Source organism: Streptomyces sp. NPDC021356 (assembly GCF_040641015.1).
Classification (GTDB): domain Bacteria; phylum Actinomycetota; class Actinomycetes; order Streptomycetales; family Streptomycetaceae; genus Streptomyces.
Window position 1 is genome coordinate 22,966 of the sequence record NZ_JBFACU010000007.1, and the last position, 12,626, is coordinate 35,591.

Below are 12,626 nucleotides of genomic sequence, written 5' to 3' on the forward strand. Positions count from 1 at the left end.
GGCCCGGAAGGGTTGTTCCCGGCGCGCCGCCGGTTGAAGCGACGCTCCACAGCCATGTTTGCGCGGGCTTTGGCCACCGGGCGTACGCGGTGGGAGTCGGCCTGCCGTGTCCGCTACCGCTCCCGCGCGATGCACGCACCGCGCACACGCCGCACCGAACACATGCCGCACCGTACACGCACTGCGCCGCCCGCGTACCGAACCCCACACGCGCCGCGCCGTCCACGCGCCGCGGAGGCCCGCCTGGCCGCGCCCTGCCGCGAAGGCCCGGGGAGAGCGGCTCCCCGGGGCGGACCCTCACGCCGCGGCGTCGAACCCCGTGTCGCGGGCCAGCTTCTTCAGCTCCAGCAGCGCGTGCTTCTCGATCTGGCGGATGCGCTCACGCGTCAGGCCGTGCTCCTTGCCGACCTCGGTCAGCGTCCGCTCGCGGCCGTCGTCGATGCCGTAGCGCATCTTGATGATGGAGGCCGTGCGCTGGTCGAGGCGGCCGATCAGGTCGTCCAGCTCCTCGCTGCGCAGCAGGGTCAGGACCGACTGCTCGGGCGAGACCGCGGAGGTGTCCTCCAGCAGGTCGCCGAACTGGGTCTCGCCCTCGTCGTCCACCGACATGTTCAGCGAGACCGGGTCACGGGCCCAGTCGAGCACGTCGGAGACGCGCTCCGGCGTCGAGCCCAGCTCCGCGGCGATCTCCGCGGGCTCCGGGTCGCGGCCGTTCTCCCGGTTGAACTCGCGCTGGACGCGGCGGATGCGGCCCAGCTCCTCCACCAGGTGGACGGGGAGCCGGATGGTGCGCGACTGGTCCGCTATCGAGCGCGTGATCGCCTGGCGGATCCACCAGGTGGCGTACGTCGAGAACTTGAAGCCCTTGCGGTAGTCGAACTTCTCCACCGCGCGCACCAGGCCGGCGTTGCCCTCCTGGATCAGGTCCAGCAGGGGCAGGCCGCTGCGCGGGTATCGGCGGGCGACCGCGACGACCAGGCGCAGGTTGGAGCGGATGAACACGTCCTTGGCCCGCTCACTGTCGGCGACCAGGGCCTCCAGCTCCTCGCGAGTGGCCTCGGCCGGGGACTCCTCGTACCCGTCGAGGATCTGCCGCGCGAACACACCCGCCTCGATGACCTGGGACAGCTCGACCTCCTTGGCGGCATCGAGCAGCGGTGTACGCGCGATCTCGTCGAGGTACATGCCGACCAGGTCGCGGTCGGCGATCTCGCCGCCATGGGCGCGAACACTGCGTGCCGCGTCGGCCGTCTCGCCGGTGGCGGACTGTCGACGGGCGACGGCACGGGTTGCCATGCGTGCTCCCTTGCGATGGTGTGTCAGCGGGTGGTCCACAGGACGCTCGGCACTCTCTGGGGGACTCTCCTCGGGTGCCCCGCATCCGATGGGAACAACGACTTGAAACCGGACAGAATTCCCAACCCGCCCCCCAATTTTTCTGATCATGCAGTACCCTGTGCCGCCGCGGCGTGTCGCACGCCGTGGCAGCGGGCACGGAGCCGCAGGTCAGGAGGGCGGCCGAGGACCCTCCGGGCGGACCCGGCCCCCGCCGACCGCCTCTTCGTGAGACACCGGTCACACGGATACCGCAGTCCCCACGGCGGAAGAGCGTCATCCTCGACCGCCCCTCCATTCTCATGGACGGGCGGCGCCGCCCGAAGGTTGCCGCAAAGCCGGGATCTCGGGAGATTCCCGGACACCACCCCAGGGCCGGGCCGGGGTCGACCCCGAGCCGGCCCTCAGCCACCCCGGCTGCCCCGGCTGCCCCGGCCCTCAGCCGCCCACGACTCGGCCCTCAGCCGTCCCCGGCCCCGCCCTCGACCGCCCACGACTCGGCCCTCAGCCGTCCCCGACTCTCGACTCTGCCCTCGGTCGCCCCCGAGCCGACCCTCAGCCGAACTGCACCGACCGCTTCGCCATTCCCATCCAGAAGCCGTCGATCACCGACCGCTGCGCGTCCAGCTCCCCGGCGGCCTCCGCCGCGCCCATGGTCACGAACAGCGGGGCGAAGTGCTCGGTGCGCGGGTGGGCGTACCGCCCCGCCGGGGCCTTGTCGAGGAAGTCCAGCAGGGCGTCCCAGTCGCGGGCCTCCAGGGCGCGCCGCCCCCAGTCGTCGAACTCGGAGGACCAGCTCGGCACCCCGGCGCCCGTGTACCGCAGGGCGGCGAGGTTGTGGGTGAAGAAGCCGGAGCCGACGATCAGCACGCCCTCGTCGCGCAGCGGGGCGAGCCTGCGGCCGATGTCCATGAGCTTCACGGGGTCGAGGGTCGGCATGGACACCTGGAGGACGGGGATGTCGGCGTCGGGGAACATCTCGACGAGCGGGACGTAGGCGCCGTGGTCCAGGCCCCGGTCGGGCACGTCCTGTACGGGCAGGCCGGGGCCGCGCAGCAGCCCCCGCACCCGCTCGGCGAGGCCGGGGGCGCCGGGAGCCGCGTACCGCACCCGGTAGTAGTGCTCGGGGAAGCCCCAGAAGTCGTAGACCAGGGGGACCGTCTCCACGGCGCCGAGGGCGAGCGGGGCCTCCTCCCAGTGCGCGGAGACGACCAGGATCGCGCGGGGCCGGGGCAGGGCGGCGGACCAGGCGGCGAGCTGTCCGGGCCAGACGGGGTCGTCGGCGAGCGGCGGGGCGCCGTGGCTGAGGTAGAGGGCGGGCATGCGCTCTGGAGCGGTGGTCATGGCGGCGGCTTTCTCGTGGCGGCGGACGCGGACGGCGGGGGGCCGGGCGGTGAGCTTCGCAGCCGAAGTGGGCAGGGCCCCGAGGCCCTGGAACCCTGGAACCCTGGAACCCTGGAACCCTGGAACCCTGGAACCCTGGAACCCTGGACCTTGAACTTGACCTTGAACTTGAACTTTAAAGCTCCACCTCGGTCCACTCTACGCGCAACTTTGTTTAACGTTCAATGAGCGGCCTCGTAGAGTGGAGTACATGAACACGGCACCCGTTTCCGCGTCCGGCTCCCCCCAGGACCGCCCCGCCGACGCCCAGCGCTGGCTCACCGCCGAGGAACAGCGTGTCTGGCGCGCGTATCTCCACGCCACCACCCTCCTGGAGGACCACCTCGACCGTCAGCTGCAGCGCGACGCGGGCATGCCGCACATCTACTACGGTCTCCTCGTCCAGCTCGCCGAGGCCCCGCGCCGGCGGCTGCGCATGACCGAGCTGGCCATGAGCGCCAAGATCACCCGTTCCCGCCTCTCGCACGCCGTCGCCCGCCTGGAGAAGAACGGCTGGGTCCGCCGCGAGGACTGTCCCTCGGACAAACGGGGCCAGTTCGCGGTCCTCACCGACGAGGGCGCCGACGTCCTGCGGCGCACCGCTCCCGGCCACGTGGTCGCCGTACGGCAGGCCCTGTTCGAGCGGCTCAGCCCCGAACAGCAGAAGTCCCTCGGCGAGATCATGCAGATCGTCGCCGAGGGACTCCAGCCGAACGAAGCGGGCGCGGACCTGCCCTGGCTGCGCTGAGCCGCCGGGCAGGTACCCGTCCGCGGTGGTACGTCAGTGGGCGATGACCGGCACCGCCACCTGCTCCTCGGCGCCCTCACCGGAGGCGGCCCCGGAGCCGGTCACCATGGTCGTGCCCGGGCGCCCCGCGTTGACGAAGGTCAGCGCGATCACGGCGGCCAGCACGAGGATGCCGACGGCGAACCAGATGGCGCTGGTGTACCCGTGCACCAGACCCTGCACCTGCACCAGCTGCTGCCCCGGCCGGGTGGTGCCCGCGGCCGCCATGTGGTCCTTGATGTAGGACGCGGTCGCGGAGGAGGCGATCGTGTTCAGCAGCGCCGTACCGATGGCGCCGCCCACCTGCTGCGAGGTGTTGACCATCGCGGAGGCGACACCGGCGTCACGCGGCTGCACGCCCTGGGCGGACAGCGACATGGCCGGCATGAACGCCGTACCCATGCCGAGACCGAGCAGCAGCATCGCGGGCAGCAGCAGGGCCGGGTAGGAGGTGTCGGTCTTCAGCTGGGTCAGCAGCAGCATGCCGACGGAGGCGACCAGGAAGCCGGGGCCCATCAGGAGCCGGGCCGGGACCCGGGTCATCAGCCGGGCACCGATCTGGGTGGAGCCGGTGATCATGCCCGCGATCATCGGGAGGAAGGCGAAACCGGTCTTGACCGGCGAGTAGCCCTTCACGATCTGCAGGTAGTAGGTCAGGAAGAGGAACAGGCCGAACATGCCGATGATAGCCAGGCCCAGCGAGAGGTAGACACCGCCGCGGTTGCGCTCGGTGACCACGCGCAGCGGCAGCAGCGGGGCCCGCATCCGCGACTCGACGAGCACGAAGGCCACGAGCAGCACGGCCGAACCCACGAACATGGAGATGGTCAGCGCGTCGCTCCAGCCGGCGGACTCGGCGCGGGTGAACCCGTAGACCAGTGCGACCAGGCCGAGGGTCGACAGGATGACGCCGGGGATGTCGAGCGGCGAGCGGTTGCGGGCGCCGGCCGGCTCGCGGATGACGAAGTAGGCACCGGCCGCGGCGACCACGGCGAAGGGGATGTTCACGAAGAACGTCCAGCGCCAGTCCAGGTACTCGGTGAGGAAACCGCCGAGGATCAGACCGACGGCGCCGCCACCGCCGGCGATCGCACCGTAGATGCCGAACGCCTTGGCGCGCTCCTTGGCGTCGGTGAACATCACCGCGAGCAGGGAGAGCGCGGCGGGCGCGAGCAGCGCGCCGAACGCACCCTGCAGCGCACGGGAACCGAACAGCAGCGCGCCGCTCGTGGCCGCGCCGCCGAGCGCGGAAGCCGCGGCGAAACCGGTGAGACCGACCACGAAGGCGCGCTTGCGGCCCCACAGGTCGGCGATGCGGCCACCGAAGAGGAGGAGCCCGCCGAAGGCGAGGGCGTAGGCCGTGACGACCCACTGCCGGTTGCCGTCGGAGATGCCCAGGTCCTTCTGGGCCGAGGGCAGGGCGATGTTCACGATGGTGGCGTCGAGGACGACCATCAGCTGGGCGAGCGCTATGAAGACGAGCGCCTTCCAGCGGTTGGCGTCGCCGGACTTCTCCAGGACGCCGGGAGCCTTTGCGGCTGTTTCGGACATGGGTGTACCCACTTCAGGACTTCGTGACGGAAAAAGGGTGTCGAAAGCTGCACCGACGGTCTTCGAGGTTCGGTTCGAAGGCCCTCGGAGGAAGACGGAGGAGGCAGAACGGAAAGTCAGGCGGGCGAGCAGGCAGGCGGAAGGAAGGGACAGAGGGAGAGAAGGAGAGAAGGAGAGAAGGAGGGAGGGACGGAGGGAAGGAGCAGGACTCCGGCCTCGGCCCTGGACCGGTCGCTACCGGTCGGGCAGGCCCGGCATCAGGCCTGGCATCGGAGAGCCTCCATGGTCAAGGTTGTACCCGGCAGGGCAGAACGGGCCGGTGCCCGCAACCCGTCCAGGAACAGCTGTAGATGACGGTGGACGAAGCGGTCGTGGCTGAGGCAGCCGGTGCCGGCCGGCGGGCGGCTGAGCTGGGCGGCGGCGACCATCAGGTCACCCACGCCCACATCAGCACGCAACTGGCCGGCCTCCTTGGCGCGGTCCATGACCTCCTCGACGAGGTGCTCGACCCGGTGGCGCGCGGCCTCCAGGTCGGGGTGGTGCTTGTCGAAAGTGCTGGAGGCCATCGGACAGAGTGCGCTGATCCGCTCGTCGGCGGCGGCGTGCACGAAGCGCGACAGCGCCTCGAAGGCATCGCCGGTCTCCGCGAGCGCCTGCTCGGCCGCCTCGGCCGTACGGTCCATCACGGCGCAGACGACCTCGCGGACGAGGGCGTCGCGGTCCGGGAAGTTCCGGTACAGCGTGGCGTTGCCGACACCGGCCCGACGGGCGATCTCGTCCAGCGGCACCTCGGCGCCGTGCTCGACGAACATCTCGCGGGCCGCGGTGACGATCCGCTCCCGGTTGCGCAGGGCGTCGGCGCGGGGCCTGGACGCCTTGCGCGCTGCGGGGTTCGCGATCGTCGCGGCCGACACGGCTTGCTCCTCTGGTCGTCTGGTGAATCTGGAGGTCTGGGTCTGGCGATCCGGTCGCCCCGATCGGTCGGTCAGGACGACCAGGAGGTCGGTGGGGCGATCCGGGGATCGAGTCCCCGTTTCGCTCGTACACAGGGCTAAACGGGGAAGAGGTCCCCGGATATTTCCCGCCACCGAGGTGTTTTCTCGTGACCTGGGTCACATTGGGTCACACCCAACTGGCCCTGCTCTTTCCCACGACGGGACCGCGCGTCCCACGACCGGCCCGCTCCAGCGCGCGCCCACCGCGCCCTCGACACAGGGTGATCGAAAGGGTGCAGCCGGAGACGAGACCGGTGACCGCCTGGCGCGAACCGGTGCGGACCGGTGCCGCGCGGCGCGAGACCGGCGGCTGCCTGGAGCGAGAGGTCCACGCATGCAGCCGCAGCCGCCCCGCCGCCGGACAGACCGGACACCCCGGACGCACCGGACCCGCGGAACGGATCTCGGCGGGGCGGACATGGGCGGGGAAGCCGTCGCCAGAACGGACCCCGGCAGGACGCACACGGACGGGACGACCGTCGCCAGAACGGACCCCGACGGAACGCACACGGACGGGACGGCCGTCGGCAGGGCAGCAGGCGTGGGAACGGCCGCCGGTGGCGAGGCGACCGTCGGCAGGGCAGATGGAACGAACCGTGTGGACCGCGCGCCTGCGCCCCCCGCCCCGGACGCCACAGCGGGCGGCAAGGACGAAACCCACCCCCACCCCACGCACGCGACCGGCCCCGTATCCGGCGGCCCCACACCCGCGCCCCGCACGGACCCTCGCCGCATACGTACTCGCCCCATACCCGCCCGTCTCATACGCACCCGCCTCATACCCGCCCGTCTCATACGTGCCCGCCTGATACGGACCCGTCTCATACGGACCCGCCGCATCCGCCCCCGCCGTACCACCGCCTTCGCCTCCGTCACCGCGCTGACCCTCGCCGTCAGCACCGCGGGGGCCGCGCATCTCACCATCAGTGCCACGGCGCCCGGGGCCGGGGCCGGCGCCCTCGCCCGTTCCCCCGCCCTCGCCCCCTGTCTGATCACCGGCGCCCGCACCGTACAGATGACGGAGGGCGTGCCCACGGCGGGCGGCTACGCCCACTCCACCGGCACCGTGCACGCCCTGACCCTGATGATCGACTTCTCCGACGCACCCGGCGAGGGCACCGCGCTCGACCGCTACCACGAGTTCTTCCCGCAGACCCAGGACTGGTTCCGCACCGCCTCCTACGGACGCCTCGACTACCGTCCCGAAGCCCCGATCACCCACTGGCTGCGCATGCCGAAGCCGTTCAAGGAGTACGGGATAGAACGCGGCGCCCCCTTCGACCCGGGCTACCGCAAGCTCGTCCAGGACCTCGTGACGGCGGCCGACCCGGCGGTGGACTTCCGCGAGTACGACCTGCTGAACGTGCTGATGACCCCGAACGCGGGCCCGTCCGCCCTGGACACGGTCCTGTCCGTCACCTTCGCGGGCAACCCGGACGCCCCGGTCGCCGACGGCGTCCCCATCGCGAACGCCTCCTTCGTCTACTCCCGCCAGGACGACGGCTCCGGCTCCTACGACCGCACCGGCTACCGGGTCCTCCCCCACGAGAACGGCCACGTCTTCGGCCTGCCCGACCTCTATACCCAGAACGGCGGCGGCGCGGTCGGCCACTGGGACATCATGAGCGAGGACTGGGGCGCCGGAAACGACCTGCTCGGCTGGCACAAGTGGAAGCTGGGCTGGCTGGACGCCGGCCAGGTGAGCTGCGCGAGCCGGCACGGCTCGACGGAGTACACCCTGACCCCGCTGGAGCGGGCGGGCGGCCCGAAGCTGATCTTCGTCCCCCTCGACGGCAGCACGGGTTACGCCCTCGAACTGCGCACCCACGAGGGCAACGACGAGACGGTGTGCCGGCCCGGCGTCCTCATCTACAAGGTGAACGCCGACGTCGACACGGGCCACGGCCCCATCACCGTCTACGACGCCCACCGCAACTCCGGCGGCTGCACCCGCAGCCCCAACGTGCAGGCCGAACTCTCCGACGCCCCCTTCGCCCCCGGCGAGACCTTCAAGGACCCGCAGGCGAAGATCCGCATCGACGTGGCGGCGGCGGACCTGGCCGGGAACTACCGGGTACGGGTGACACGCCAGTGACGAGTGCCTCTCCGGGCACACCCGCGCCCGTATCCGTACCCCTGTATCCGTACCCCTGCCCCTACCCGTATCGGAACGCGCACCCGGCCCCGTAACCCTCCCGCACGGCCCGGACTACCGTGGCCCTGCAACCGCACGCCTACGCCTCCTCCTAGGCAGACCTGCGGCGGGCGGCACCCTGAGCCCGAGCACCCTGGAACGCACCACGGGCCTCGCCCGCTCCACCGTGGACCGCGTCACCGCGACCCTCGCCCGCATGGGGTACGTACGCCTCGACGGCCGGGACGCCGTCCTCACCCTCCGTCTCATGGAACTCGGCAACGCCTACCTGGCCGCCCTGCGTCGGCCCGCCCTGCTGAACGCGCGGGCCGACGCCCTCGCCGACGCGCTGGACGAGTCGGTGTCACTGGCGGTCCGCGACCGGGACGGCATCCACTTCGTCCACCAGGCGACCCGGCGCCGCGCCATGTCCCTGGGTTTCCGCATCGGGGAGCTGCTCCCGGCCGAACGCACCGCGCCCGGACCGCTGTTCGCCACCGAGTGGACGGACGAGGACTGGCGCCACTGGCACGAGCGCCGGCCGGCCGATCCGGAGAACCGATCCTTCCCGGCGGTCCCGCCGGCACCGCCCGCACCGGCCGGCGACTTCGAGGAACGCACGCCCAGGGCGGCCCGGGAGGGCTGGGCGTCGGACGACCAGTTGATCGAGCCGGGCCTGGTGGCCGTCTCGGTGCCGGTACGGTACCCGGCCGACGGCACGATCGCCTGCGTGGCGAGCGTGGTGAGCCACACCAGCCGCCACTCGGCGGAGGATCTGCGCACCACCCTTCTCGTCGGCACCCGCCTACCGGCCCACGCCACGGCCCTGGGCCGCGCCCCGACGGCCGCCGACCCCCTCGGCTCCGCCCTGGCCGACGAGGAACTCGAAGAGGGCCTGCGCCCGATCGCGGTCCCCCTACTCGACCGCACGGGCCGCCGCGTCGCGGCGGTGAACATCGCCATGCATGCGGCCCGCCACACCCGCGAGGAGTGCACCGACACCCTCCTTGCCGCCCTCCGCCACACCGCGACCCGCATCGAAGCGGACCTCCACATGGCCTCCCACTTCACCCGCGTCCCCCTGACCTGACCCCACCCGCCCCCGCCCTGATCCGGTACGCTGACGCCAGTGGCCCACACCGCCACGATCCGCCTTCGTAGCTCAGGGGATAGAGCACCGCTCTCCTAAAGCGGGTGTCGCAGGTTCGAATCCTGCCGGGGGCACAACGCATTAAGCCGCTGACCTGGAGCTTCTTCCCAGGGAGGCGCTCTATTCGGCCTCGGACGTCTCGTCCGGGGCCGTTTGCGTGAGCGGTGCGTGAGCGGACGGGGCGCCAGGCCCCGCGATCTCTCCGGACGGATCAGCACCGTCCGGCACGTTCGCCTCCGCAGGCCCGGCCTCGGCCGGGGCTTGCCGAGCGACGCTCTTGGAGGCGGCGCGGGCGCGCGGTACGAGCCTGGCTGCGGCCTCGGCGATCGCCAGGTCCGCCTCGGGGAGCAGGCTCGTGTACGTGTCGGCCGTGATGGTGATCGAGGAGTGGCCGAGCATCCCCTGGATGCCCTTCAGGTCGGCCCCGGCCGCGTGGGCCAGCGTCGCGGCACCGTGACGGAGGTCGTGGAGCCGGACCGGCGGGAGGCCGATCTCCTCGTACAGCTCGATGAAGCGGCGTGTGACGTCGGCGGGGTGGAGCATCTCGCCGTTCTCCTTGGTGAAGACGCGACCGGTCTCCACCCAGGCGCTCCCCCATTCCGTGCGGCCCTTGTCCTGCTGGGCGCGGTGCTGCTTGAGGGCCTGGACCGTGTCGGAGTCGAGCGCGATGGTGCGTGCGCCGGCGTCTGTCTTGGGGTCGTCCTCGTACACCTCCCAGCCGTCTACGACGAGTTGCTTGGAGACGGTGATGAGGCCGGCGTCCACGTTGGTGTCGGTCCACTTCTGGCCACACGCCTCACCCCGTCGCAGCCCACGGAACACGATCAGACGGAACAGCGCGTACAGGCGGTCCTCCGCAACGTGGTCGAGGAACAGGCCCGTGTGCTCCCGGTGTCCGGACCATCACCGGCGACGGCTTCTCGCCAGTGCGCTTCCGGTGGAGGATGCGCTCGTCCGTCCACACGTGCCGTCCTACCTCATTTCGGGTGCCAGCAGTTCCAGGGCTTCCTCCCATCGGAAACGATCCGCCGCACCGCCGGCCTTCGGCCGGTGTGGTTCGCACGAGCCGATCAGGACACCCATCGCCCGCAGGCTCTACCTCGGCATCACGCTGGAGCGGACCGGTTCGGAGACGTACGCGCAGCTACTGAACGGCAACCGCACCACCGGATCCCTGGGCATCTGGGTACACGTCTCGGCTCCGCTCGGACACCAGGGCCATGCGATCCGCTGGACTCTAGAGATCCGCGCCACACGACCGGTGCGCGTGTATCCGGGTATGACCTTCGGCAAGCTCGTCTTCCTCACCACCTCCGGCACCCCGGCCAGCTACCAGCAGCAGCCCGCCAAGTACGCGTCCACGGAAGGCATCGACATCTCGCGCCTCTACGAGGAGATCGACGGAGGCACGCGGTGAACGCTCGCTCGACCACCGTCCCGATGGCCGCCACCTTCCTGGATCTCCCCGTCGGAAGCCCCGGCGGCAGCGTCGAACTTTTCCTCGACCTCTACACCGGCCAGCAGCCCCTCATCCCGGCCCGCGCCTTCATGCTCACGCCACCTGGTCACGGTCCCCGACCGCCCGTCGGAGTCAACCTGCTCCCCGTGGCAGGCAAATGCCTGGAAGGAACGGCCTTCAGCCGCTACGTCGCCACCCTTCGCAGAGCACTCACAGCCGCGGTCGACGCCACACAGATCGACGTCCTCCATTTGCAGCACCTCGCGTTCGGCGCCACACCCGCCGTCATCCGCGCGCTGCCCACACATCCCCGGATCGCCCTCGTCCACGGCACGGACCTGCCCTTCGCCGAGACACACCGAGACCAGCTCCAAGTGCTGCACGAAACAGCCAGGGCCGCCGACGCCATCGTGGTCCCCACCAATGCAATGGCCGACCGCCTCCTCAAGCTCGCCCCGCAGATCGAGCGCCGCAAGATCACCCACATCCCCTGGGTCATCCCCGACCACCTGCTCACCGCCCCGCCTGCCCGGCCGGCGCGCACCTCCACCAGCCACCTGCGGCTCCTGTACGCAGGACGCCTAACCGCCGAAAAGGGCGCCGAGAACCTGATCAAGAGCCTGGCTCCGGTAACCGGCGTCGAGCTGAGCGTCGCGGCGCCCAGAGCCCAGTTCCACGCACTCGCCCCGCTGCTGCAACGAGCAGGCGTACGAGCGCGCTACCTCGGCTGGCTCCGCCGCGCACAGCTGTGGAAAGCCTTCACCGAACACGACGTATTGGTCATGCCGTCCACCACCCTGGAAGCCATGGGACTGGTCGCGCTGGAAGCCCAAGCGTGCGGACTCCCCGTCCTCTACCAGCCCGTACCCGGCCTCAGTGAAGCGCTCGCTGCCTCCGGCATGGCCACCGACTTCACGCACTCCGCCGCGCTCGCGCGCGACCTCGACCGGCTGAGAAAGACACCCGGACTGCTGACCGCCCTGCGACAGGCGGGCTACGCCAACGCGGCTCGCCATCCCCTCTCGGCGACCGCACGGTCCCTGACCGACCTCGGCCGACAGCTCACCTGAAGCGACCGCCGGACGACCCGACACGGTCACTACCCGAACCGCCCCACGAACGTAACTACGCTGACCGACGGGATACCCCGGCGAAGAGGGAGACCATGACGTCCGACCGCGACCGCATCGAAGCCCTACTCGACGAAGGAGTCCGCGACAAAGTGTACCCAGGCGCTGTGTGGGCCCTCGGCGACGCCACCGGCACTCTCGCCCAGGGCACCACCGGCGTCCTCGACCCCGACGAGCCGCACGTGCCCATGCGCACCGACACCGTCTTCGACGCCGCCAGCCTCACCAAGATCCTGGCCGTCTGGTCCTCCATCGGGGCCCTGTGGGAGGACGGCACCCTCGACCTCGACCAGCCGCTCGGCACCTTGGCCCGAGGTCACCGGCCACCAACTCGGCGCCGTCACCGCCCGACAGTTGCTGACGCACACCGCCGGTGTCCCGCTGCGCGCCCAGCTGAAGAACCTCTACGGCACCGACCGGGAGGAGATCCGCCAAGGCGTCCTCCGCGAGCGGCTCCATCAATCTCCAGGTGAGGCAGTCGAGTACACCGACCGAGCCGCCCTCATCCTGGGCTACCTCGCCGAATATCTTTCCGGCCAGCCCCTGGACCAACTGGCCACCACCCGCACCTGGCTCCCACTGGGCATGACCTCCACCCGCTTCGGCCCCCTGCCCGCCAACCTCGCCGCACACTGCGCGCCCACCGAACAGATGGCCCGTCAGGGCATCGCCGAATACGGCATCACTGTTCCAGTCGCATTC

General features: G+C 71.0%; 10 protein-coding genes, 1 tRNA gene and 1 pseudogene. 7 read left to right on the forward strand and 5 right to left on the reverse strand.

Going from position 1 to position 12,626, the window contains the following annotated elements:
* Window positions 1–297 precede the first annotated feature (297 nt).
* On the reverse strand, window positions 298–1,296 hold the full coding sequence (locus AB0G56_RS10920) for a sigma-70 family RNA polymerase sigma factor (protein WP_360966915.1): 999 nt from the start codon (window positions 1,294–1,296) through the stop codon (window positions 298–300).
* A gap of 594 nt (window positions 1,297–1,890) precedes the next feature.
* Window positions 1,891–2,679, reverse strand: a complete 789-nt coding sequence (locus AB0G56_RS10925) for a class III extradiol ring-cleavage dioxygenase (protein ID WP_360966918.1) — start codon at window positions 2,677–2,679, stop codon at window positions 1,891–1,893.
* A gap of 250 nt (window positions 2,680–2,929) precedes the next feature.
* Between AB0G56_RS10925 and AB0G56_RS10930 the strand changes: the two genes are divergently transcribed.
* A complete protein-coding gene (locus AB0G56_RS10930) occupies window positions 2,930–3,466 on the forward strand; it encodes a MarR family transcriptional regulator (protein ID WP_360966921.1) in 537 nt (178 codons plus the stop codon).
* Between the two features lie 33 nt (window positions 3,467–3,499).
* Here the strand turns inward: AB0G56_RS10930 and AB0G56_RS10935 are convergent, their stop codons facing one another.
* Entirely contained in the window at window positions 3,500–5,056 is a 1,557-nt protein-coding gene (locus tag AB0G56_RS10935) for an MFS transporter (protein WP_360966924.1), read from the reverse strand.
* Between the two features lie 257 nt (window positions 5,057–5,313).
* Window positions 5,314–5,970: a helix-turn-helix domain-containing protein gene (locus AB0G56_RS10940; protein ID WP_360966927.1), complete on the reverse strand. Its 657-nt coding sequence runs from the start codon at window positions 5,968–5,970 to the stop codon at window positions 5,314–5,316.
* 889 nt (window positions 5,971–6,859) lie between these two features.
* Between AB0G56_RS10940 and AB0G56_RS10945 the strand changes: the two genes are divergently transcribed.
* The 3 genes from AB0G56_RS10945 to AB0G56_RS10955 all read left to right on the forward strand — a co-directional run bounded on the left by AB0G56_RS10945 (window position 6,860) and on the right by AB0G56_RS10955 (window position 9,409).
* Window positions 6,860–8,146, forward strand: a complete 1,287-nt coding sequence (locus tag AB0G56_RS10945) for a M6 family metalloprotease domain-containing protein (RefSeq protein WP_360967632.1) — start codon at window positions 6,860–6,862, stop codon at window positions 8,144–8,146.
* Between the two features lie 178 nt (window positions 8,147–8,324).
* Window positions 8,325–9,275 (forward strand): IclR family transcriptional regulator C-terminal domain-containing protein, encoded by a 951-nt coding sequence (locus AB0G56_RS10950; RefSeq protein ID WP_360967635.1) that lies wholly within the window; start codon window positions 8,325–8,327, stop codon window positions 9,273–9,275.
* Window positions 9,276–9,336: 61 nt separating this feature from the next.
* Window positions 9,337–9,409 (forward strand) — tRNA-Arg (locus tag AB0G56_RS10955).
* A 46-nt stretch (window positions 9,410–9,455) separates the two neighbouring features.
* Here the strand turns inward: AB0G56_RS10955 and AB0G56_RS10960 are convergent.
* Entirely contained in the window at window positions 9,456–10,157 is a 702-nt protein-coding gene (locus AB0G56_RS10960; RefSeq protein ID WP_360966930.1) for a site-specific integrase, read from the reverse strand.
* A gap of 142 nt (window positions 10,158–10,299) precedes the next feature.
* On the opposite strand from AB0G56_RS10960, the gene AB0G56_RS10965 reads away from it, so the two are divergent.
* The 3 genes and pseudogenes from AB0G56_RS10965 to AB0G56_RS10975 form a co-directional block, all read left to right on the forward strand.
* Window positions 10,300–10,752, forward strand: a complete 453-nt coding sequence (locus tag AB0G56_RS10965) for a deoxycytidine triphosphate deaminase (protein WP_360966933.1) — start codon at window positions 10,300–10,302, stop codon at window positions 10,750–10,752.
* A 23-nt stretch (window positions 10,753–10,775) separates the two neighbouring features.
* Window positions 10,776–11,864 (forward strand): glycosyltransferase family 4 protein, encoded by a 1,089-nt coding sequence (locus AB0G56_RS10970; protein WP_360967637.1) that lies wholly within the window; start codon window positions 10,776–10,778, stop codon window positions 11,862–11,864.
* Window positions 11,865–11,959: 95 nt separating this feature from the next.
* Window positions 11,960–12,572: pseudogene (locus AB0G56_RS10975) on the forward strand (serine hydrolase domain-containing protein); the annotation flags it as partial.
* Window positions 12,573–12,626: the final 54 nt, after the last annotated feature.

Bases quoted from the DNA above. Each gene is read 5' to 3' on its own strand.
- AB0G56_RS10920 (WP_360966915.1), bottom strand. From the start codon at position 1,296: ATGGCAACCCGTGCCGTCGCCCGTCGACAGTCCGCCACCGGCGAGACG.
- AB0G56_RS10935 (WP_360966924.1), bottom strand. From the start codon at position 5,056: ATGTCCGAAACAGCCGCAAAGGCTCCCGGCGTCCTGGAGAAGTCCGGC.
- AB0G56_RS10925 (WP_360966918.1), bottom strand. From the start codon at position 2,679: ATGACCACCGCTCCAGAGCGCATGCCCGCCCTCTACCTCAGCCACGGC.
- AB0G56_RS10970 (WP_360967637.1), top strand. From the start codon at position 10,776: ATGGCCGCCACCTTCCTGGATCTCCCCGTCGGAAGCCCCGGCGGCAGC.
- AB0G56_RS10930 (WP_360966921.1), top strand. From the start codon at position 2,930: ATGAACACGGCACCCGTTTCCGCGTCCGGCTCCCCCCAGGACCGCCCC.